This is a genomic window from Streptomyces sp. NPDC048696 (assembly GCF_043198895.1).
GTDB lineage: Bacteria > Actinomycetota > Actinomycetes > Streptomycetales > Streptomycetaceae > Streptomyces.
On sequence record NZ_JBICVJ010000010.1, the window covers coordinates 70638 to 93945 of the forward strand.

18 protein-coding genes and 1 pseudogene are annotated in these 23308 nt (G+C 65.7%); 14 read left to right on the forward strand and 5 right to left on the reverse strand.

The annotated features are described in order from the left end of the window. Positions 1-337: 337 nt before the first annotated feature. Positions 338-4291 carry a LamG-like jellyroll fold domain-containing protein gene (locus tag ACGFRG_RS21955; protein ID WP_393266235.1) on the reverse strand — a complete coding sequence of 1318 codons (3954 nt, stop codon included), beginning with the start codon at positions 4289-4291 and terminating at the stop codon, positions 338-340. Positions 4292-4664: 373 nt separating this feature from the next. Here ACGFRG_RS21955 and ACGFRG_RS21960 point away from each other — a divergent pair, with 373 nt between their 5' ends. Then, positions 4665-11702 (forward strand): polymorphic toxin-type HINT domain-containing protein, encoded by a 7038-nt coding sequence (locus tag ACGFRG_RS21960; protein WP_393266238.1) that lies wholly within the window; start codon positions 4665-4667, stop codon positions 11700-11702. Positions 11703-12264: 562 nt separating this feature from the next. On the opposite strand, the pseudogene ACGFRG_RS21965 reads toward ACGFRG_RS21960, so the two are convergent. The 3 genes and pseudogenes from ACGFRG_RS21965 to ACGFRG_RS21975 form a co-directional block, all read right to left on the reverse strand. Continuing rightward, positions 12265-12813: pseudogene (locus ACGFRG_RS21965) on the reverse strand (site-specific integrase); the annotation flags it as partial. Positions 12814-13312: 499 nt separating this feature from the next. Beyond that, on the reverse strand, positions 13313-13558 hold the full coding sequence (locus ACGFRG_RS21970; protein WP_393266240.1) for a hypothetical protein: 246 nt from the start codon (positions 13556-13558) through the stop codon (positions 13313-13315). Further along, a complete protein-coding gene (locus ACGFRG_RS21975) occupies positions 13546-13788 on the reverse strand; it encodes a hypothetical protein (protein ID WP_393266243.1) in 243 nt (80 codons plus the stop codon). Before ACGFRG_RS21975 ends, ACGFRG_RS21970 begins: the two co-directional genes overlap by 13 nt. Positions 13789-14069: 281 nt before the next feature. Here ACGFRG_RS21975 and ACGFRG_RS21980 point away from each other — a divergent pair, with 281 nt between their 5' ends. From ACGFRG_RS21980 to ACGFRG_RS22040, 13 genes are all read left to right on the forward strand, one after another. Further along, positions 14070-14789, forward strand: a complete 720-nt coding sequence (locus ACGFRG_RS21980) for an XRE family transcriptional regulator (protein WP_393266651.1) — start codon at positions 14070-14072, stop codon at positions 14787-14789. 2 nt (positions 14790-14791) lie between these two features. Continuing rightward, entirely contained in the window at positions 14792-15262 is a 471-nt protein-coding gene (locus ACGFRG_RS21985; RefSeq protein WP_393266246.1) for an NUDIX domain-containing protein, read from the forward strand. 184 nt (positions 15263-15446) lie between these two features. Continuing rightward, positions 15447-15740, forward strand: coding sequence for a GIY-YIG nuclease family protein (locus ACGFRG_RS21990; protein ID WP_393266653.1), 294 nt, complete (start codon positions 15447-15449; stop codon positions 15738-15740). An 11-nt stretch (positions 15741-15751) separates the two neighbouring features. Next, entirely contained in the window at positions 15752-16207 is a 456-nt protein-coding gene (locus ACGFRG_RS21995) for a DUF4240 domain-containing protein (protein ID WP_393266249.1), read from the forward strand. 438 nt (positions 16208-16645) lie between these two features. Then, positions 16646-16870, forward strand: coding sequence for an HNH/ENDO VII family nuclease (locus ACGFRG_RS22000; RefSeq protein WP_393266656.1), 225 nt, complete (start codon positions 16646-16648; stop codon positions 16868-16870). Position 16871: 1 nt separating this feature from the next. Continuing rightward, a complete protein-coding gene (locus ACGFRG_RS22005) occupies positions 16872-17267 on the forward strand; it encodes an ankyrin repeat domain-containing protein (RefSeq protein WP_393266659.1) in 396 nt (131 codons plus the stop codon). Positions 17268-17543: 276 nt separating this feature from the next. Then, a complete protein-coding gene (locus tag ACGFRG_RS22010; protein ID WP_393266251.1) occupies positions 17544-18086 on the forward strand; it encodes a DUF4265 domain-containing protein in 543 nt (180 codons plus the stop codon). Positions 18087-18136: 50 nt separating this feature from the next. Next, a complete protein-coding gene (locus ACGFRG_RS22015) occupies positions 18137-18763 on the forward strand; it encodes a polymorphic toxin-type HINT domain-containing protein (protein ID WP_393266254.1) in 627 nt (208 codons plus the stop codon). 34 nt (positions 18764-18797) lie between these two features. Next, positions 18798-19178: a hypothetical protein gene (locus tag ACGFRG_RS22020; RefSeq protein WP_393266258.1), complete on the forward strand. Its 381-nt coding sequence runs from the start codon at positions 18798-18800 to the stop codon at positions 19176-19178. Between the two features lie 431 nt (positions 19179-19609). Beyond that, the gene (locus ACGFRG_RS22025; protein WP_393266261.1) at positions 19610-20101 is read left to right on the forward strand and encodes an SUKH-3 domain-containing protein; all 492 of its coding nucleotides are present in this window, start codon (positions 19610-19612) and stop codon (positions 20099-20101) included. A 505-nt stretch (positions 20102-20606) separates the two neighbouring features. Continuing rightward, a complete protein-coding gene (locus ACGFRG_RS22030) occupies positions 20607-21116 on the forward strand; it encodes a hypothetical protein (RefSeq protein ID WP_393266264.1) in 510 nt (169 codons plus the stop codon). Between the two features lie 124 nt (positions 21117-21240). Next, positions 21241-21828 carry a hypothetical protein gene (locus tag ACGFRG_RS22035; protein ID WP_393266267.1) on the forward strand — a complete coding sequence of 196 codons (588 nt, stop codon included), beginning with the start codon at positions 21241-21243 and terminating at the stop codon, positions 21826-21828. A 383-nt stretch (positions 21829-22211) separates the two neighbouring features. Continuing rightward, positions 22212-22625 (forward strand): hypothetical protein, encoded by a 414-nt coding sequence (locus ACGFRG_RS22040; RefSeq protein WP_393266270.1) that lies wholly within the window; start codon positions 22212-22214, stop codon positions 22623-22625. A 153-nt stretch (positions 22626-22778) separates the two neighbouring features. Here the strand turns inward: ACGFRG_RS22040 and ACGFRG_RS22045 are convergent, their stop codons facing one another. Further along, positions 22779-23246, reverse strand: a complete 468-nt coding sequence (locus ACGFRG_RS22045; protein WP_393266273.1) for a hypothetical protein — start codon at positions 23244-23246, stop codon at positions 22779-22781. Positions 23247-23308: the final 62 nt, after the last annotated feature.

Sequence of the window (23308 nt, forward strand, 5' to 3'; positions counted from 1 at the left end):
TGTGCGCTCGCAGCGATACCGCCTGCGCACAACCAGCGGGGTGGGCGAGAAGCCGTCACCCACGGCAACGTTGCCCATCCAGGCGAAGACTGCTTGAGTCCTGGCGGAATGCTTTGGTCGATGTGGATCAAAGCATCAAGATCGTTGGCACGGCTGGCGGGGCGAACGGCAGCGTCGGCCGCGTCACTGCCACGGCTCGAAGTGCTCCATGAAACGCCTTGATTTCAGGGGTAGTTCGCCACACCGTGGCGAGGGAGTGCCTTGAGGAGATGGACACTCCCGTGCCGCCGCTGGTGCCCTGCCGGTTGTTCCGGCAGGGCACCAGCGCGGTTTGCGGTCAGGAGTGGGTGTAGAGGTCCTGGATCTGGCCGGCGGTGAGTGCTGCCGGGTAGGTGCGGACGTCCGAGACGGCTCCGGTGGTTTGGTTGTACAGGGTGTTGCTGCCCGCCGTGGCGCAGGCGCCGATGGCCAGGGGTGCGGTGGGGGTGTAGACCGGTGTGGCGTTGGCGACGGCGGTCTTCGTCAGGGCGCCGTTGACGTACAGCGACTGGATGTTGCTGACGGAGTCGTAGACGGCGGTGAGATGCGTCCAGGTTCCTGGGGTCGCGGTTCCTCCACCGGCGACTTTGTAGGTGGTGGAGGCCGCGTCGCTGGTGGTGGTCATGAACGCCCAGGTTTTGAGGGTGGCGTCGTAGCCCAGGTAGAAGGCTTGGTGGTTGACGGTGCCCTGGCTGACGGCGGTCTGTGTGGTGGCGAGCGAGTCGAGTTTCACCCAGGCCGAGACGGTGTAGCTCTGGGTGGTGTCGAGGGCCGGGCCGCTGGTGTGCAGGTAGGCGGTGCTGCCGTCGAAGGTGGCGGCGCCCGGGTTGGTGCCGGTGTGGTTGGGGGCCCACGTGGTGGTGCCGCTGGCGGTGGCGGGGTTGGTGGTGGCAGTGTCGCTGAGGTTGCCGGCCAGGCTCCACTTGTTGGCGGCGATCAGCGTGGTTCCGGCGACGAACGGGCGGTTGAAGCTAGCGAGCGGGGTGCTTGCGGTGCCGTCGCTGGTGTGGCCGGGCCAGGTGTTGAGCTGGCCGCTGCTGGTGACGGCCCACAGGTCGGGGATGCTGTCGCCGGTGAGGTCGCCGTCGGAGCCGATGACCGGGTAGTCGGTGGCGGAGAGGTTCCCGATGGTGGTGCCGGTGGAGATGGCGGTGAGGGTGGGCACGCTCTGGGTGCCGTCGGGGGTCGTGGTGGTTCCGGGAGTGAGGGCGTAGGCGTTGACGTCGCCGCTGGTGCGGTTGCGGGCCCACAGGCCGGGGTGGCTGGTGTGGTTCCAGTCGCCGGGGGAGATCAGGTCCCAGTTCTTCCAGCCGGTGGCGGCCAGGCGTACCGGTGTGCCGAGGCGGGTTTCGGTGACGGTGGGGTAGAACCACAGTGCGGCGTCACCGGAGGGGTTGGCTTCCTCGGTGAGCAGGCCGGTGCGGTTCTGGAATTTGCCTGCGTTCAGGGTGGTGGTGGACACGTCGCCGAGGGCGGCGGTCTGTGTGGTGGTCGACCAGTCGGTGGCGTAGCCGGTGCAGTAGCTGCCGGACCCGTCATCCGTGCAGGCGGGCTTGGAGAGAAGGATGCTCTTGTCGAAGCGACCGTCCACGGCGGTGTTGCCAGGGTTGTTGTAGTAGAAGAGAAGCGGCGAGCCGTCCTTATGAACGAACAGGCCGTCGACGTTGGTGCCGCCGCGCATGCTGCCGCGATGCGTGGTGCGGTAGTTCTTCCAGGAGTCGCCGTCGGGGGTGTCCTTGGTGAGGGCGGCGAGGCTGGTGGCGGGGCTGGTGGCCTGGGTGTTGCCGGGGACGGTGTGAGCGTAGAGGTTGCCGTCGCTGTGCGGGGTGACGAGGTCGGGGGAGCCATCGCCGGTGGTGTCGCCGAAGACAGGGGCGGGGCCGTTGGGGTTCCACGGGACGTAGAAGGCGTAGGAGGCGATCTGGGAGTAGTTGCCGGCGTTGTCCTGGGCCTGGATGTAGAGCAGGTTGGTGCCCCAGTGGCCCGGCGTCACCGACAGGGTGCCGGTGGGGAGTTTGCTGCCGCACTGCCAGGTGGCGTCCGCCATGGCCGGATCGAAGCCCCAGCGCAGGCAGGCCAGGCCGGAGGCGACGCCTGTGGCGGGGGTGGGATCGGTGGCGGTGAAGGGGACGTTGCCGCTCTGCCCGATGTGCAAGGCGGTGGTCTGTCCGTTACCGGCCGGGGGGAAGGTGGTGGACGGATCGGCCACCTGGTCCGATGCGGTGGGTGTGGTCACGGTGGGCGGGGCCAGGTCGAGGCGGAAGTGGCAGACGCTGCTCCCATTGGAGGCGAGGATGCCGTCGCTGGTGGAGGCGTTCCAGGCGTAGGCGTGTCCGTCGGTGAGGTCGCTTTGGGGGACGGTGAAGAAGACCTGACTACCGGAGGAGGCGTAGCCGCCGCCATTGCTGTAACCGGTGCCGTGCGCCGTGTTCGGCAGGCCGCTGACCGAGTCGTCCCACAGGGCGAAGTAGCCGCGTACCGGCTGGGCGGGGGCGGTGGGGCTGGAGACGGTCGCCTTCAGCTGCAGTCCCTGCGCGAGTCCGGGGGCGCCGACGAAGGCCCGGTCGGTGGGCCCGGCCTGGGCCTCGCACGGCTGGCTGGTGCCGGCCGAGACGGAGCCCGGCACGGGGGAACTGGTCATTCCGGTGGGCACGTTGGGTACCTGGTCGTAGGTGATCGCCAGCGTGGCCTTGTTGGACAGGCGTTTGAAGCCGTTGATGTCCTTCTCGTCGCCGTACAGGACGAATGTGATCGACGGCCAGCCCTGGTTTGCGTTGTTCTGGACCACGTTCTTCACGTTGTAGGAGAAGGGCACGTTGTCCATGCAGCCGGTGGAGCCGGTGCCGCCGACCCGGTCGGTGAGGCCAGTGTCGGTGTCGGAGGGAGAGTTGTTCCAGGTGGTGCCGGGGCCGATGGGGTCATGCGTGTACGACAGGCTCACTTCGTAGGTGGAGTTGCAGTCCCAGTCCGCGGAGTAGGTCTGGTTCACCGTGAGGACCGCGCTGCCCAGGATGTCGTGGTGGGTGGCGAGGACGCCTGTGTTGAACTGGTAGTAGGTGCGCTCGGTGTCCTGCGCGGAGCAGCCGCCGCCTCCGGGGTATGAGGTGCCGCACAGGCCGAGGCCGGGCTGGCTGCTGTGGGAGGAGCCGTAGACACCGAAGTTGCTGGTGTCCGAGTGCGCGGACTGGATCCACGTCCAGGTCGGATCGCCCGGACTCCACGGCAGGTAGGACGGGTCGATGAACACCGGGTAGTGAGTGCGGGAGCCGTGCAGGATGTCCGCCACTGGCGTGATGTCCACACTGCCGTGGCCGACCGCGGTGGGCATGGTGGCGCTCTGCGCCCCGGCGCCAGGACCGTCAACCGTGCTGGCGCCAGCCTGCCCGGCGGCCAGGGATCGACTCGCCAACCCCGCTGTAGCGGTGGCGTGTTGCGCCGTGCGGAATGTGCCGCTCGCCGTGGACGTGGTGCTGGAATCCCACATCTGTGGCGCGGGCGCGGCGAACTGCGGGGTGCCGGTGGCCGTGTCGACGGCCTGCAGCGCCCCCGACCTGTCCGCCTTCATCGTCAGCCCTGCCCCGGTGGTGCCCAGGTGCAGGGTGGCCAGGGCCGGGTTCTTGGCGGCATCAGCGGTCTTGACGACCAGCACCTCGCGGATCCCGCCGAGTTCGTTCGCGGTGACAGCCAGGTCGATGTCGGGGAGCACATTCGCGTACGTTGCGGTGTTCCCGCCGACCGTGGGCTTGGGCAGGGCGAACGGCATGGTGACGGCCAGCGTCTTGCCGCCCGGACTGGTCAGGGTTGCCAGCGGCCCGCTGCCGCCGCCGGACAGGGTCAGGGAATTGGCCACTGCCTTCGGGGAGAGCGATCCGTCGGCCCCTGCCTGGAGGGTGGAGTCCACGTCCGCCCACGCGCCGTTGACCTTGGCACGGGTGGGTGCGGGCGTGGTGGTCTGGGTGAGCGTGCCGTCCGGGTTGGCCACCGTCTGTGCGTACGACGTGGTCAGCGCGTCGACCACCACTGGCTTGCCGGACGCCTTGGCCTGCGCTGTCGCCTGGGTGGCGGCCTGCTCCTCCGGCGGCAGTTGCGCCTGATGGAGTGCGTCGCCCTTCGCTAGATCCGGCGCATTGTCGGCCCATGCCGGTATCGGCAGCACGACGGTTGCGGCCGCGATGGCGGCAGCGGCTAACGAGGCTATACGTCGTCGGTGCGGTTTGCTGCGGTGGTGCGGATCCGTGTTGTTGCCCCCCATGCGGGTTCCCCTCCCGGCTGTGGCGCTCCTGTGTGCACCTGTTGAGGGGGCACAGTAACTGGGCTTGCGGGAAGGGGGTCAAGCATGGACGTCCGGTGTGCTGCGTTATGGGCGTGGCCGTGAACTGTGGTCTATGAAACGGCAGTTAATGGATTCTTCAAGTGTGGGTCATGTGATTGGTTTGTGTTCGACCTCCTCGGTACGGTCACCTCTCCGGCGTCGCTTGTCGTGGACATAGCGACTCTTTGGTGCTGTGCGAGGGGGCGTTGTGGGGGGCTGGAGCAAGGCGGCGCGTGACTGGCGACGCGGGCGCCGTCGAGGATGGCTGGGCGCGGTCACCGCGTTAGCGACCGCGGCCACGTTACTGGGGCCGGTGTCGGCCGAGGCCAAGCCGGTGGATCTGCACAAGAAGTGGTCCCCGCCGCACACGGCGCTGCCGCACACCAAGGCGGTGCACGGCTCCAAGGCTCCGGCACCCGCAAAGCCGAAGCCGCGCTACAAGGTGCCCGACGACTGGAACGGACCTGCCGAACTCTCCCCGGCGGCCAGTGGCACGGCAGATCTCACCCTGGCGGCCAGGCCCGGGGCGGGCTCGCCCCAGGCACCGCAGGCAGGCAAACTGCCGGTTTGGATCACCCCCGCCGCAGGCCAGAAGGCGCCCGCCAGCCACACGGGTGAGGCTCCCTCTCCCGCCTCTGCGGGAACGGCGGTGAGCGTCAGCGTCCTCACCCAGGCCCAGGCTCGCCCCGCGGGGATGCGTGGCCCGGTGGTGACACTCTCGCGCACCGGTACCGGTGCGGGTGGACGCATCGAGGTCGGCGTGGATGCACGCCAGCTGGACACTTCCTTCGGCGCCGGTGCCGCATCCCGGTCCCGCCTCGTGCAGCTGCCCGCGTGCGCGTTGACCACTCCCGAAGCGGCAGGCTGTGCCGCGCAGACTCCCGTTGCCTCGCACCTGGATGCGGCCACGGGCCGCCTAGTCGCCGACGTCACACTGCCGGGGGCTGCTGCCGCCCCGGCTCGGGCGGAGAAGTCCGGTGTGGTCGATGTGCAGCCGCTGGTGCTCGCCGCGACGACGACCTCGGGTGGCGGGGGCGGCGACTACACGGCCAGCAGCCTCTCGCCGAGCGCGGCCTGGGCGGCCGGTTCCAGCAGCGGTGGATTCACGTACAGCTACCCGATCCAGGTCCCGCCGGCGCTCGGCGGAAGTGCACCTCAGGTCGCGCTGTCGTATGACTCGTCGTCGGTGGACGGGCGCACCTCCTCGACCAACGCGCAGGCGTCGTGGATCGGGGACGGCTGGGACTACACCCCGGGCTTCGTCGAACGCTCCTACAAGTCCTGCGACAAGGACGGCTTGCAGTATTCCGGTGACTCCTGCTGGGGCGGCTACAACGCCACCCTGTCACTGGAGGGCCACAGCGGTGAGCTGGTCCGTGACGACGCCACGGGTGCGTGGCATCTGAAGAACGACGACGGCTCGAAGGTCGAGTTCCTGACCGGCGCGGCCAACGGCACGTCCACGGGCGAGTACATCAAGGTCTCCACGATCTCGGGGAGCACCTACTACTTCGGCCTGAACCACCTGCCGGGCGGCGACAAGAGCGATCCGGCCGCCAACTCGGCCTGGATCAAGCCGGTGTACTCGCCCAACAGCGGCGATCCCTGCTACGACTCCGCCCAGGGCACCGCGTCCTGGTGCCAGATGGGCTGGCGGTGGAATCTCGACTACGCCGTCGACGCGCACGGCAACCTGACCACCTACACCTACACCGCCGAGTCCAACTACTACGCGCGCGGCGGCGGCCAGAACCAGGGCAAGGGCACTCAGACCCCATACACCCGAGGCGGCGCGCTGGCCTCGATCGCCTATGGGCAGCGGCTCGCGGACCAGGTTGCGGCCAAGGGCAAACTGAACGCGGCGGCCAAGGTCACGTTCACCTCTGCCCCTGAGGGCCGCTGCTCGACCGCGGGCGGCTTCACCTGCACCGGGGCGACGATCTCCACGACGAACGCCGCACACTGGCCTGACGTCCCCTTCGACCAGAACTGCACCAGCAGCGGCACCTGCACCAACTACGGTCCGAGCTTCTGGTCCAACCTGCGCCTGGCGTCGATCACCACGCAGGTGCTGTCCAACGGTGCGTACAGCAACGTCGACGCCTACACCCTGACCCACTCCTACCCGGACCCCCAGGACGGCAACAAGCCCGCTCTGTGGCTGGCGAGCGTTCAGCGCACCGGCAAGAACACGACCCCCGCGATCACCCTGCCCGCAGTGACGTTCACCCCAGTGGAGCTGGCGAACCGGGTGGACGGCACCGATCTGGTGCCCGCGCCTCTTGCCTTCAACCGGCCCCGCATCCAGACGATCACCACCGAGACCGGTGAGCAGATCCAGGTCGACTACAACCAGGCCGACTGCTCCCGGGTCAACAAGGTCATGCCTGCCTCGGCGGACACCGACATCCGGGCCTGCTACAACGACAAGTGGTATCCGCCGGGCACCGTGTACGGGGCGGATCCGGCCTCGGACTGGTTCAACCGCTACACCGTGGCCGACGTCACCGAGAACGACCCGGTCGCGCACACCACCTCCAAGGTCACCAAGTACCAGTACGGCCCGGCTGCCTGGCACTACAACACCAGCGAGGTCATCGACCCCAAGACCCGTACTTGGGACCAGTTCCGCGGCTTCGCCACGGTGACCACCACGACCGGCAGCGGGCAGGACGGCCCGCTTACCCAGAGTGTCACCAAGTACCTGCAGGGCATGGACGGCGACACCCTGCCCGGCGGCGCCACCCGCTCCGTCAAGGTCACCGACACGCTCGGCGAGCAGGTCACCGACTCCGACTGGCTGGCCGGCCACACCCTGGAATCCGACACGTACGACAAAGCCGGCGGCAGCATCACCGCGTACCAGGTCACCAATTCCACCGGCCCGTCGACCACCGCCACCCACTCCCGCGGCAGCGGCCTGCCCGACCTGGTCGCACGCTACCTTGCCACCACCACCGTCGGCACCTCCAAGGCCCTCAAGGCGGACGGCACATGGCGGACCACCATCACCACCTCACGCACCGACGCCGCCCACGCCAACCGCACCACCAGCGTGGACATCGCCGCTGACGGGCAGAGCGAGCAGTGCACCCTCACCTCATACGCCGCGAGCAGCAGCAACGCCATCACCGGCCCCGCTGATGAGGTCAGGACACTGACCGGCAGCAACGCCTGCGCTGCTACCCCGGGCACCGGCAACACCGTCTCCGATACCCGCACCCTGTTCGACGGGCAGCCCTTCGGCAAGGCCGGGACAGGCGATATCACCGGCACCCAGGCGCTGGACCACTACGACGACTCCGCCAACCCCGTCTTCGCCACCACCCAGACCAAGACCTACGACGCCTACGGGCGGATCACCTCGGTGAGTGACCCCAACACCACCGACGCCCAGCACCCCGGCGGCGCCACCACCAGCACCACCTACACACCAGCCAAGCCGGGTGAGCTGCCCGCCACCGTCACCGTCACCGCGCCCGCCCCAAACAGCACCACCGACTGGACATCCACCACCACCTTCGATGTCGGTCGCAACCAGCCCTTCACCAGCACCGACCTCAACGGGCGGACCACCACCAAGCAGTACGACGCACTCGGCCGCCTCACCGCCGTCTGGTCCCCAGGGCGCACCACCACGCAAAAGGCCAACACCACCTACACCTACGCTGTGGGCGGCAGCACCAGCCCCTCCTCAGTCACGACGCGCTCCCTCCGCGCCGACGGCTACTACTACAACCAGTCGATCGCTGTGATGGACGGCTTCGGCCGCACCCGGCAGACCCAGGCCACCCCGGCGCTGTCAGCCTTCCACGGACGCGTCATCAGCGACACCCTGTACGACTCCCATGGGTGGAAGACCGAGGCCACCAGCCCGTACTACGACGACACCACCGCGCCCGCCACCACACTGGTCGCCACCAACGACCGTCAGATCCCCGGCCAGACCACCACGCTCTACGACGGCCAGGGACGCGCCACCGCCTCGGTCTTCTCCTCCTACGCAGTTGAGCAGTGGCGCACCACCACGGCCTACCCGGGTGCGGACGAGACGGATGTGACCCCGCCGCAGGGCGGCACACCGACCACGACGATCACCGACGCGCTCGGCCGCACCAGTCAGCTGTGGCAGTACCAGACCCCCACCGCCACCGGGCACGCCGGCGACGCGGACGTCACCGCCTACACCTATACGCCGAGCGGGCAGCCGGCTACCCGCACCGATGCCACCGGCAAAAACACCTGGAACTACAGCTACGACCTGCGCGGCCGCCAGACCTCCGCGACCGATCCGGACACCGGCACCACCACCCGGACCTATGATGCGGACGGGCGACTGGCTTCGACCACCGACGCCCGCCAGCAGACTCTCAGCTACGAATACGACCTGATCGGCCGCAAGACCGCGTCGTACTCCACCACACCCCCGGCCACCAGCCGCGTGCCGCTAAGCGCATGGACCTACGACAGTGTCACCGGCGCCAAGGGCCAGCCCGTCAAGTCCAGCCGGTTCGTCGGCGGCAAGACGGACGCCGCTTACAGCAGCGAGGTCACCCAGTACGACACCGGCTACCGGCCCACCGCCACCACCGTCACCATCCCCGCCAGCGAGAACCAGCTGGCCGGCCAGTACAAGTCGACGGCCAGCTACGACCCGATCAGCGGGGCGCTGAACGAGAGCATCACCTACGCCCGCGGCGATATCCCGGTCGAGACCCTCGACTACGCCTACGACGCCAACGGGCCGCTCGACTCCTTCGGCTCGGCCGCCATCACCTACGACCTTTCCACCGACTACGACCCGTTCGGCCACGCGATCCGCACCACGGTCAACCCCTGGGGCACGCAGATCGTCGCCACGGACAACTACGACCAGGCCACCGGCGCCCTGCTCTCGTCCTGGATCGACAAGCAGACCGCCGCCACCGGCGCGGTTCAGCAGACCGCCTACAGCCGCAACCCGGCCGGCCAGGTCACCGCCATCCAGAACGTCGCGGACAACACCCCGGCCCAGAGCGACCTGCAGTGCTTCACCTACGACTACCTCGGCCGCCTCACCCAGGCATGGACCGACACCAGCGGAACCACAGTCAAGCCGCAGCCGTCCGTGCCCAACACCGGCAGCTGCACAAACACCACCCCCACCAGCGGCGCCGCAACCGGCAAGACCACCGTCGGCGGCCCCGCCGCCTACTGGACCTCCTACGGCTACGACAGCACCGGCAACCGCACCAGCCTCACCCAGCACGACACTTCTGGGGACACCACCAAGGACGTCACCACCACACAGACCTTCGCCCCCACCGGGCAGGCCAACCAGCCCACCACCGCCCCGAATTCGGGCGGCGGCACCGGCGGCGCCCACGCCCTGCTGTCCACCGCCAGCAGCGGCCCGAACAACCCCGGTGCCAGCTCCTACCAGTACGACGCGGCTGGCAACACCACCGCCATCACCACCACCGCCGGCACCACGACACTGGCCTGGGACGCGGAGAACAAGCTCGCCTCCGCCACCGCCACCGGGACCAGCGGCAACACCGGCTACGTCTACGACACCAGCGGCAACCAGCTCATCCGCCGCGACCCTGGCAAGACCACCCTCAGCCTCGGGAGCGACGAACTCACTCTCGACACGGCTACCGGCCAGGTCCACACCACCCGCACCTACACCCTCCCCAACGGCCTGACCGCTGTGCGCACCGCAAACGGCATCACCTGGCAGGTCGGCGACCACCACGGCACCGCAACCCTCGCCCTCGACGCCACGACCCTCACCGAAACGCGCCGCACCAGCGACCCGTTCGGCACCCCCCGCGGCACCCAGCCCACCACCTGGGCGGGCGACCACGGCTTCGTCGGCGGAACCCAGGACCCCGCCACCGGCCTGACCAACCTCGGCGCCCGCGAATACCAGCCATCGACCGGCCGCTTCCTCAACCCCGACCCCCTCCTGGACGCTGCCCAGCCCCAGCAGTGGAACGGCTACGCCTACAGCAACAACAGCCCCGTCAACACCAGTGACCCCTCCGGTCTGTGCCCCGTCGACCTCTGCGGCATCGGCACCCTCAAGGGCGGTACCGAAGACACCTTCGTCACGGACGGCCCCGTCGACCCCGGAAACAACAGCGCCGGCTACTGCCACCACGGCTCCTGCGAAGTCCCCGACGGCAACACCGGCGAACTCAAGACCGGCGGCGGTCGGCACGAGATCTTCCCCGGCGTCACCGTGCCGGACCACTGGCGGGGCGAAGCCGAATTCACCAAGCGGTTCTACCGGTACTTCAGCAACGCCCAGGGCGGAAACCCCTACGCGGACGGCTACCTCGTCGAACGGGACAACGACAACGCCCAAGCCCAGCTCCGGCACTGGGTCTGGTTGACCTGCCACTTCATGAAGTGCCCCAAGAACATGACCCTGCAGGCCACAGGACAGGGAGGCTCCCTCGCCGCCCTAGTCAGCCTCGGGGAACTCGGCTTCCGCGGCATGACGGCAGGCATGGGCCCACGCGGCGGGGCTGGGAAGACAAAAACCGGCGGAGACTGCACCCAGTGCTTCCTCGCCGGCACCAAGGTCCTCATGGGCAACGGTGCCGCGAAGAACATCGAGGACATCAAACCCGGCGACCACGTCCTCGCCACTGACCCCCTCACCGGCAAGACAGGCCCCCACCAAGTCAACCGCCTGGTCATCACCGAGAACGACAAGCACTTCAACGAACTGACCATCACCACCCACAACGGCACCAAGAAACTCACCGCCACCTACGAACACCCCTTCTGGAGCCCCTCAGCCCAACGCTGGATCAAAGCCAGCGAACTCACCCCCGGCACCATCCTGCTCACCAGCAATGGCAGCACCGCCAGCATCCAGACCAACCACCCCTTCAGCCAGCACGCCCGCACCTACAACCTCAACATCGCCGAACTCCACACGTACTATGTCCTCGCCGGGACCACGCCGGTGTTGGTGCATAACTGCGATGAAGCGGGCGACTATCTCTATCGTGGAATTCCCAAGGGGCATCCCGCATACGATGATGCCCTCCAGGGGCGTGCAGTTCCCAGAGGCGGGCATTCTGACCCTGGACGTCACGCGGGAGGTAATACTGAGAGCGAGTTCACCTCGTGGACCCACGACTATGAAGGCGTGGCGCTCGATGCCGCAGAGGAGCTTGGTCCGGGTGGAATCGTTCTGAGGATTCCAAGGTCCAGTGTTCCAAAGGGAATCGACACTCAGATTCACGATACGGATCTTGAATCGTACGAGGAAATGGAGCACGCCCTCCGAGGGCCTGTAGGCGGCGCGGAGATCAGCATCAACAGGGGGCCGTGGACTCTGCCAGGGGGGTAGGCTCCTGCGCGAGACAGCCGGGTAGGGTCGAGTGCGAAAACTCGGCCCCACCTGGCTATGACCTGGAGGTAAGTGTCTTGGAGCGGATGGAACTCGCCGAACTCCTTGTAGGCGATAGGGAGATCTTCCGCCTTTGCCGGTCTGCATTGACTGGTGGCGCCACTTTCGAAATCTGGATCGAGCCGACGTCTGCGCATGAGCTCGCATCTATCTATTCCCGCCGGATGCGGACTATGAATCGAACCGGACAGCCTTCAATGGGGGTAGCTGAGGCGGTCGCTGATCTTAAGGCATGCGCAGAGGCGGAACTTCTGATCGGGTACGTCGACGATCGACCCGACGGCGGATATTACTTCCAGATCTTCCTGGCGCCGAGCTTGAAGAAGGTCATTTCATGCCTTGGGGTCCGGCCTTCGGTGGCAGATTCTAATCCGATGGATTCCGAATAATTTGGTACGGCTAGGAAATTCCGAGGCGCCCCCTTGGGAATAGCGCAGAGGCCCCACCGGGTTTTTTCTGGTGGGGCCTTTGAGGTGCCTGACGGCAGTAGTTGACGGCAACGTCAGCGGACGCGGACCGCGCAGAGTGGTGGTACGTCGCCGTCGTCGGGCTTGCCGGTGATCTCGGCGGGGTTGCGGAGGGCGTGGCCGAGGAGGTCGATGGCGTCGCGCTGGAGGCGGAGCCGGACGTGGGCGTAGACGGTGGAGGTGACGCCGATGTGAGCGTGCCCCAACAGCTCCTTGATCACCACGAGTTCCACCCCCTGCTCCAGGAGGAGCGTCGCCGCCGAGTGTCGGAGGTCATGGAACCGGATGCGGCGGAGCCTGGCCTGGCGGAGCAGGTTGTTGAAGTGCCGGGTGAGGGTTGCCCCTTCGATCGGGGCGCCATCGGGGCGGGCGAACACGTAGCCGTTGTCCTTCCAGCCCGTCCCTGCTGCCTCGCGTTCCTTGAGTTGTCGGTCACGGTGCTGTTCGAGGGAGCGCAGGCATGGTGTCGGCAGGGCGATGCGCCGTTCGGAGCTCTTGGTCTTGGTCGGTAGGGCGGTCAGGCCGCCGGAGTTGGTGCGCTGGAGCGTGCGTCGGATGCTGGCGGTTCCGCTGGCGAGGTCAAGGGCGTCCCGCTGACGCGGGCCGCCGCGCGCCGGCGGTCGGTGACCGCCGCCCGCTCCTGTCTGCCGCCCCGCTGGCGACGGTCGCCGACCACTCAGCGCGCAGAGCCCGGGAGCGTAAGCCGGACCATCAATCGGAAGCCCCGGTCCGACGGCTCAGCAGCAGACTGGCCGGGCACCTGAGAGGCCGCCCGGCGGGCTCGCGCCGTCCCGGCCGCCCATGCTTGCTGCCTGGCTGGGGGTCGTGACGATGGAGATAACGGGGCTGATGCCGGTGCGGGGTTGAGCGAAACACACGTGGCGGGTGATCGTTCGGCGCACCCGCCGTCGTGGCTGACTTTCTGTGGCTGAGGCTCCGACCCCGTAGTCATAAGCACAGCACGCACATATGGGCCCGTCCCTGCCGGGGCTCACAAGGGCGGGGAGCCTCGATTGGCCGCGCCCGGCAGGGACGGGAGTCGGGTGGGTGAGCGCGGTGCGGCGCCTGGGCGAGCGACGCGGGTCACGTCTGGCGCCAGGTCCGCCAGGGGCGGGTGATGATCTCCCGGTAGGTGTGGTGGGACGGGTTCTGGCCGCAATGCCGCAGGACCCAGTCCTGCGGTTCGGCGAAGTCCTCGCTTGTCGGCGAGGTCTCTCCGTCCACGGCGCACTGCATCACGTAAAGGACCGGCTCCGCGTCCGGCTCGCGGTCGGGCTGGAGCGTCCAGGTCTCGTAGCGCAGGATCGAGCGTGGGGTCACCGTCCCCACCTCCTGTTGGCTACGGCCACCTTCGCGCTCAACTCCTCCGTCGGAGTCGGCGAACGTACGTCCTCGGGCGGCACGTCCCACTCCTGGCCACCGCGCGGTGGCCGAAGCTGCACGTACGTCCCCACATGCCCCATCACCACGCCCACCTTGCCGCTCCGCCGGTCGACCACCAGGGCGCCGGTACCGGGCGAGACGGTGTGCCCGTCGGCATCAGGGGTGGGGGCCGTCATCGTGACCGCCCCGGCGACGCGGCGCGCGACCGGGCGTCCAGTCGCAGGGCGGGAACACGTGGGGTGGCGCTCATTCGCACGGTGACGCTCCTCGGCGGCGTTGATGCGTGCCCTGGGCTTCTTGGTGCCGCAGGGTCGGCACCGATCCTCACGCGGGTCACCGGGACGAAGGAACCTCCACCAAACCCCACTTCGGGACGTCCCGCACCGTGTAGAACGTCCCTAGTGCCGTCCTGGGACGAAGGGGGAGACTCGTGCCGAACGAGAGACTACGAGCCGTCATGGCGGCGGGAGGCTGGACGTACGCCGCACTCGCTCAGCAGGTCGAGGTCGACCCCAAGTCGGTCGAGCGCTGGGTGAACCTCGGGCGTATCCCACGTCGTGCCACCGCCCTCCAGGCGGCCAAGGCCCTGGGAGAAGATGTGCACGCACTCTGGCCGGCGCTCCGCCAGGCCCGCCCCGCCCGCGCCATCAGCCCCGAACTGGTCGCGCTCTACCAGCAGCGGGCCGACCTCCCCGTCTCGACGTTCACTGACCTCTTGACCCAGGCCCGGGAACGGATCGACATCCTCGTCTACGCGGCAGTCTTCCTCCACGAGGCCTACCCGCGGCTGAACGAACTCCTCACCGAACGCGCCGCCGAAGGCTGCACCGTCCGCATCGCGATCGGGGACCCCGACAGCGACACCGTCCAAGCCCGCGGCCATGAAGAGCGGTTCGGACACGGCATTGAATCCCGCTGCCGCCTCGCGCTCATGCACTACAAGCCGCTCGCCGGCACCCCCGGCATCGAAGTCCGCACCCACGAAACCACGCTCTACAACTCCCTCTACCGCGCCGACGACCAGCAACTCGTCAACGCACACGTCTGGGGCGTCAACGCCTACGCAGCCCCCGTGTGGCACCTTCGCCGACACGAGACAGGCGGCATGTTCGACACCTACGCCGACAGCTTCGACGCCGTGTGGGCGACCGCAACCCCCGTACAAGAGGAAGGCTGACCGTGGCCCGCACCGAGTACTACGACGACCCGAACGCCCCCAAGCCGAACAGCATGGTCGTCGCCGCCTCCGCCGTCGTCACCGACGACCACGGGCGCATCCTCCTCCAGCGCCGCCGCGACAACGACCTATGGGCCCTGCCCGGAGGCGGAATGGACCTCACCGACTCCCTGCCAGGCACAGCCGTCCGCGAGGTCAAAGAGGAGACCGGCCTCGACGTCGAGATCACTGGCCTGGTCGGCACCTACTCCGACCCGAAACACATCATCGCCTACACCGACGGCGAGGTCCGGCGACAGTTCAACGTCTGCTTCACCGCCCGCATCACCGGCGGCCAACTGACAATCTCCGACGAGTCCACCGAACTCCGGTTCGTGCCGCCGGAAGAGATTGAGCAGCTGCCGATGCACCACACCCAACGACTCAGGCTCCAACACTTCCGAGAACAGCGCGAAAGGCCGTACCTGGGCTGAACCATCTGACGGCAGTAGCGACGGCAACAACCCCGCACAACCACGGACACCCACGCACCTCACCGGACCAGCAGACCGCACTTGACCTGCGAAAAGGCAGGTCAAAGGCTTCACGTAGCACACGTACTATGTCCTCGCCGGGACCACGCCGGTCCTCGTACATAACTGCAACAAGAATCAAGGGATTTACGAGTTCGACGATCAGCGAAACCCAGGTAAGACATATGTAGGCAAGACGAAGAACTTCAATAATCGTCTGCAAGATCATATCGACAGTGGGCGCTTGAACAGCCGCGAAGATGCAACATGCACGCACGTTTGCGGAACGAATGATGATCTATTCGTTGCCGAGCATCAACGAATGGAAGAACTGCGCGGCCAGGGGGTCGAATTGTCGAATGACATCGCATCGCCAGGTAAGAAAATTTTGGAGCAAAGACAGGATGCTGAAAATTTCGAACAACTCTCACTCTGGTAAGGGGGCCTGAAGTGACAGATTTCTGGACGGTCATCGGCTCAAGCTCCGTAGAGGACGCCAGGGAGATTGATTCCGCCCTGGAGAGGATCTCTGAGCGGCTCAGCACCATGACGCCCGCAGCCCTGACTCGATTTGCTGAGCGACTTCAGGAATCCCTGTATCGGATCGATAGGAGGGATTTGGCGGAATTGCCGGTGGTCCTTGCGGGCGGTTTGAAACTCCCACAGACAAGTGATCACTTCCTTTACGCGCGGTGTGCATGCATCTTGGCCGGCGAAAAAGCCTTCGCCGACGTCCTGAGTTCTGGTGCTGGATTCGATCACTTCGTTGCGCCATTTGCTCAGGAAGCTGAGGGTCTTCTCTACCTTGCGCCGGAGCAGTATGAAAGGCAGACCGGTTCCAGGATGACCGTGGATAGCGATTTCTCAATTGAATCGATGTCGAACGTTCAGGGGTGGGCCAACTGACCTCCATCTGATTGGATGTTCTCCAAAATTCCCTGAAGGCCCGCCGGATTCGTTCCGGCGGGCCTTCAGGGCCCTTTGGCTCGGAGGCTGAAGGGTCAGGGTGACGGGTCGGGGGAAGTCGAGGAAAATCCAGTCTCGGAGATGAAGCCCGCCAGCTCAGTCTCACCTCGAAGAACGCCGATCCGACGGCAGCATCGCCAGCATCCACGGCACCCCCCTTCACCCAGCACGCCCGCACCTACAACCTCAACATCGCCGAATTCCACACGTACTATGTGCTCGCCGGAAACACGCCGGCGCTCGTCCACAATTCCAACTGTGCCAGAGGGCCAGACGGTCGCTTCATGCCGAATCCGAGTCTGGTCTCGGACGCCAGGTATGCGAGGGTGACACTTCGTGGATCGACCAAGCAGGAAATCCAGGATGCTGCACCGAGGGATGCAGCCGGGAACTTCATTGAACCCAAATACAGGCCAAAGCATCCCGGCGAGTGGCCCCTTCCACTATGGGCACAAGCCTGGTTTCGAGTATTGGCGTAGTCGGGATGCGGCTGAAGCCAATGGTTGGACGCGAGAGCAGTTCATCGAATATGAGAACGATCCGAGTCACTATCAAATCGAAGACCCCTACAACAATTTGAGTCATCAATATGAGCAACCGTGACATGGAGCTTGACCGGCAAGGCCGCTCCCCCCTCCACTATGCTGCACTTACAGGTGATCTGTCCGAGGTTGAGAGACTGCTTTCGTCTGGGATTGACCCCAACCTGGGTGACGGCAACGGGTTTACACCCCTCCATCTCGCGGCCCAGGAATACCAGGTGGATGCCGCAAGGCTGCTCCTGGACGGGGGCGCCGCAGCCGATCGACGGAACCGCTTCGAAAATACACCACTATTCGTCGCTGTGTTCAATTCACAAGGGAGGGGTGAGCTGATCGGGCTACTCCGATCCCGTGGCGCAGATCCGCATGCGGAAAATTCCAGCGGGCAAACTCCTGTCGGCCTCGCAAGGATGATTGCAAATCATGATGTCCGATCTTTCTTCTCGGATCTTGATTAATCAATAGCCTGCCAAGTGAATGCGATACAATTTGCATTAGAGTGCCTGACTTGAAATGTCGGACAGATGAATCCGGAAGGCCCCGCAAGCAACTTCTTGCGGGGCCTTCCGGATGCCTTGACGACAGTAGTTGGCGGCAACGCCAGTGGACCAAGATCCCAGATTCGGGGGTTGTCTCCGTCGCCGGGGTTCGCGGTGCCGCCCGTGGGGCCGCGGAACGCGTCTGCCGTCGATGCAACAGGGATAAGTCCACGAAGACTATGGAAGATTGGGACGATGAGCTCAGAGACTTCCTCGAACCCTAGCGGCAGTGAGTCGGTGTCGGCGGGTAAGCCTGAGAGGCTGTACAAGGTGGCCTTCGACCTCCCTGACGAAACTGCCGATTGGGCCCACGCCTCTTCGGAGCGGCTCTGGACTGGGAAGACCTCCGTACAGATGGAGGTCCAGGTTCGGAACACTCCCTTCTACGTGAAGGGAATCGCCTTCGGGGACATCGTGCGAGTAAGAGCTGATCACGAGCGCAGAGAGTTCGTGTTCGAGGAGTTCGTGTCGGAGGCCGGGCATTCGACGGTCCGTATCATCATTAAAGATGACGATGCAAGGGCCATTCTTGACGCCATGCTCCGCAGTTTTGAGTGTTCTTGGGAGATTGACGCAACGGGCTACTTGTGGGCAATTGATGTGCCACCGTACGTCGATTATGCATCGATGAGATTTGCCCTCCTTGGTGTTGCCGATGAAGGGAAAATCGGCATCGAAGAGGGTGCTCTTGCGAGGGCTCATCGTGATGGGCTCGGATTGCCAGAGTCCGATCGCTAATCGAGTTCGCCAGAAGCCCCGCCGGATTTCGCTCCGGCGGGGCTTCTGGGGTGTTTGACGGCACCAAGAAACTCACCGCCACCAACGAACACCCCTTCTGGAGCCCCACAGCCCAACGCTGGATCAAAGCCAGCGAACTCACCCCCGGCACCACCCTGCTCACCAGCGACGGCAGCACCGCCAGCATCCAGACCAACCACCCCTTCAGCCAGCACGCCCGCACCTACAACCTCAACATCGCCGAACTCCACACGTACTATGTCCTCGCAGGAAACACGCCAGTCCTGGTCCACAACTGCGGTCCCTACGAGACACTTCAGGCCGAGCATGCTGATGGTAAATATCTCTATCGTGGCGTTCCGGAGGGGCATCCTGGATTCGAGAATGCCACGGAAGGCCAAGCTGTACCACGGGGTGGCCAGTCGAATCCAGTTCAGCACAATGACGGAAGCACAGACAGTCCGTTCACATCTTGGACCACCAACCCTGGAGTGGCGCACAGGTACGCTATGGGGGTGAGGTCTGGAGAAACGCCAGGCGTCATCATGCGGGTCGAACTTCCAACACCAGGTAATCCGCTTCGACAGATGTCCCTATATGGCGAAGACAAGTGGGGGGAGAGCGAAGTGCTGGTAGAGAATCCTGTCCATGGAGCCACTGTATTCGATCTGCGTTGACAGTCTGACACATGCAAGAGAGGCAGGCGGTCGAATGTCGGTTGAAATCGACGAGCGGGCTGCCCGGCATATCCTGGCTAGGCTTGCTGGCGATGGGTGGAACTCTGCCCGAATTGGATTGGAGATTCTGGATGGTTTGAGCGATTACGCCTACTCCACGACTCCAATGGCGAAGTCTGACGCAGAGGGGCTTTACGCCTCCCGCACGATAAGTCTTCGGGAAGCTGGGCTGAGTGCAGATGAAGTCGATCGGTTCAATCAAGCGATTACACTCAGCAAGTTCCCGGAGGTTGTAATCTTCTCACTCTCCGATGGTCACTGGTCGTGCGTTTGCGTCGCTTCCTCTGATCTCGTCAATCCGGTGGCTTCGGTGGCGATCCGGATAGAGCGATCCGCATCAGTCAGCGATCAGTGAAGCAGCGGGCCGTGAGGCCGGTAGCCGGTTGATCACCAAAGCGTTGCGAGACTGCGCCAGCGGTTGGATAATGCCCGCATGGTCTGCGTAGAAGAACCATTGGAAGCCCCGCCAAAGAATGACCTTCGGCGGGGCTTCTGGGGTTCAAGGTGAGAAGTACTACAGTCACAACAGGCGCGGGCAGCAGGCGGACGGACCGTTGGCGGATGCACTGGAGAGGGCAGATCGCCACGGGGGTTGCGCGGAAGTGCATTTCCTGGTCCAGACCCAGGATGCCGAGGGCCCGATGCCATCCTTGGAGGCACAATGCGCACGGTGCAATCGCGCAACAACTCTATGCCGACATCAAATAAAACTGGACATGGCGAACCAGGTAGACCTTGTGCTCGCTGTGGCCGACTGCTCGAAGATCTGGGTATCGGTTGATTTCTATGATTCGATTCGAATTGCTCCGCCAAGATTTGCTGGAAGCACTTAGTGCGTCTGGGTGGAGTGCACAGAGGAGTGTCGACACCAGCCAATGGGTGGAGCCATTGGAGAGCGAAGGGTATCGAGTGCATCCGCTGGCCGAGGAAGTGCTCGCAACAATGGGTGGCCTTTCGATCGAGCCAATCAACCGAGTCGGCCCCAATTTCACCAATGACGAGCCATTCAATTTTGATCCTCTTGCGGCTGGATCGGGTCAGCGCGAGATGGCCATGGAGGTTGAGGGTATCCTGGGTGGGTCATATTTCCCCCTCGGTGAATGGCTCAGCTATTCAAGCGTTTTCGTGGAGTCTCAAGGCAGGGTAATTGCCACTGGGATGGGCTGGATATGGGAACTGGGCTCCACCTTCGAAGAAGCATTGGAGTTGACTGTATGCGCAGACAGACCACTGGTATGCCTGCATTCCGACCCCGGACTCGACCCTTGGCCCCGTTGATGGATTCTCGCTGGTGAATCGCAGCCCCGCCGAACATTCCGGCGGGGCTTCTGGGCTGTTTGACGGCAACGGTGACCGGCAACGTCAGCGGACAGCCACCGCGGCGGGTGGGTCGTCAGTGCCGTCGTTCGGTCGCATCGAGTACGTGACCCAGGGTCGCTGGCTTGGCGTTGGAGGCGGAGTCGGACGTGGGCGTAGACGGTGGCGGTGACGCCGATGTGGGCGTGGCCCAACGGCTCCTTTCTTCACGACCAGGTCGACGCCTTGTTCCAGAAACGTGGCGGTGCCCCCAGAGGTTCCGGCCTGGACTCACCGTGGCGGCAGTATTGTGGCTGACGTGCCGTTGTCTCAGCAGGTCGTGCCAACGTGCATCCTCACCGTGGAGGTCTCGCGCGGACGCCCACCCAGCTTCCGGATGGGCCGGTTCCCCGACAGGACGTCGAGGGACGGGGCCATCCTCTGACTGCATGGTGTGGCTGCCGTCCCGGAATCGGACAGCAGACCCTTGCAGGTAAAGAAGTATTCGCGGCGCGGTGTCACCCGCGTCCTGTGGCTGAAGGCGGTCGTCGATCCTGGCCACGTTCCCACCCGGCCGGAGCTGACGGCTGGCACTGAGCTGACGAGTGCGATCGCGGCGATCGACGGGTGGTCGCTGAAGAACCAGGCGATCGACACCCCGGATCTGGGCAGCACGTTCGAGTCGAAGATCCCCGGCACAGATCAGGCCGATGACTCCTCGCTCGGCTTCTACGAGGACCAGGTGTCCGACGAGATCGAGCAGTTGCTGTCGAAGGACGCTACCGGCTGGGTCGTCTTCCTTCGGAAGGGCGACGTGCCGGGGTCCCGGAGCATGGATGTCTTCCCGGTGCGGGTCGGTTCGCGGTCGCCGAATTACTCGACGGACAACGAGGCGGCGAAGTTCACGGTGTCGTTCTCGATCACGGAGAAGCCAACGCAGGACGCGGTGATCCCGCCCGCCGCAGCGCCGAAGGCCAGCCCGCAGCCCGCCTCCTGATACCGCCCGGCCGGTTCTGGTACGTGCAACAGCGCCTCCGCCTCACCCCTTAACGGCGCTGTTCCGTGCAAATCCTGCCGGGCCCCAGCCTCCTTCCTCACCGTCTACTCCCGGAGTCTTCTGTATGTCCGCCGTCGCTCGTTCCGTACCCGCTCCCCCGGCGAACGCCGTTGTCCGTGACGCGCATTGGGAGGCGAAGCTGGCGCGTCTGCGCGCCCGTCAGCTGCCGGAGCAGACGCTTCAGATCTGTGACGACCTGTCCGCTCGGAAGCAGCTGGAACAGGCGAAGCTGGAGGCCGCCCGCTGTCGCATGGCGGATACGGAGGACCAGCGCACCGCCAACCCCGAGACCGAGCGGGCGGAAGCGGCGCTGGCCTCCGCACAGGCCGACTTCGATGCCATCGCGCTGGAGCTGACGTTCAAGGCGCTGCCGCGTCCGGTGCTGGATGGGCTGATCAAGCGGTTCCCGCCGACCGAAGCCCAGGCGGAGGACGGCGATGCGTGGAACCCAGAGACGTTCCCGGCGGCGCTGGTGGCGGCCGCGCACATCGAGCGTGATGGCTCTGGTGCCGTGGTGGAGGGGCTGACCGAGGAGGAGGCGCAGGGCCTTTTGGACTCGTGGCCGGTGGCCGAGTCGAATGCGTTGTTCGCGGCTGCCTGGCAGGCGCAGCAGATCGTCCGCACCACGACGGTGGAGCTGGGAAAAGGCTGATCGCCGACACACGGTTGCGGGCTGAGCTGGAGCTGTGCGACCGGTGGGGTATCCCGCACTCGCGGTTCCTCGGTGCGGGTGACGGTGCCTGGAGCGAGAGTGACCGGGCCAAGGCTCTGGCGTACGCGGTGTACCAGCGCAGTGTGTGTGAGCAGTGCGGGACCCGGGCTTCGGAGTGGGACGAGGCGCAGGGCGGTGACCGCTATGCATATGTGACGACCACGGTGCGGTGCGTGGGTTGTGAGTTGATCGCGGTTGAGCAGGACCAGGTCCCGGAGGAGCCTGGCGGGTATGGGGTGCGCATCGGCCTTGTACCGCGTCCCCGTTAGGGGGTGGTGAGGGGCGCTGCCAGAAGGGGGTGCGGGGAGTAAGGGCACCGCCCGGTGTCGCAGTACACGCTCAGCGTTCAGGCGCGGGCGGACTTCTCCCAGCTGCTCTCCGAGGTCCGGCAGACGTCCCAAGCCCTGCGGGGCCTGGGCCGGGACACGGCTTCTCTTCACCGCCGGCTCTCGCAAGTCGGTGACGGAGGGCGCGGTGTCGCCACTGGGCTGCGCGCGCTGGGCCGCGACGCGGACAGTGCCCGGGGTGGGCTGCGCCGTCTGGGTTCCGACGGGCACGCCTCGACGCAGCAGCTGCGACACGGTCTGTTCAGCGCACGCCAGGAACTGCACCATCTGCGCGGCCTGGTCGTCGGCGGCGGCATCGTCGCCGGGCTGGCGGAGATCGCCCGGAAGGGCAACGAGTACCCGCGCGCGATCAATAACGGGCTGACCCGCAATACCTCGAGATCGTGGTGAACCAGTGTGCTCGCTGGTCAGGGCCTGCCTGGCGGATCTCAGCGCGGCATTGAGCCCCGTCTTGCCGCTGTGGCTGAACGGGGCTCGGGCTGTCAGTCCCCCTGGAAGTCGTTGCTGCACACGGTGCGGCCCAGGAGTGGACTTCATATCTGGTCAACTGCAGGTGAGTGTTCCGGAGCTGTCACGCTGGCCGCAGGTCAGCGTCTGGGTGACAGTCGACGTGCCGAGAACCACGCCGCCCTTGGTCTCGACCCCTGTGACGGTCGCCTGGACCTTCTCACCTGGTACAAGCTGCCCGATGCTGTGCTCGTTGATGGTGACGTTCTGGGTACCGCCGTTGTCGGTGAACTGGGTTGTACCTTCACCCACCTCTACGCCTGCTGCGAGCGTCTCGCCGATGACATTCACCGTGGCACCGGCGTCGGAGGGTTGACTGTTCGCAAGTAGGTTGAGTTGGATTGAACCGTTCAGGATGTTGCGTAGAGTCAACGACCGTGTGATGTCCAGGAGGGTAGGGGCCGCGTGGGCGGGCGGGGTGAGGGCGCAGGTGCCGGCTACGGCCAGCAGTGCCGCGCAGAGCAGACCGCCAAGTTTCGGCCGGGGATTGAGTGAAGGACTCATGGTGCGTCATCCTCTCGGACCTAAGCCGCGAAGCCCCTGGGGGCCAGGAGGACCCAGACCGA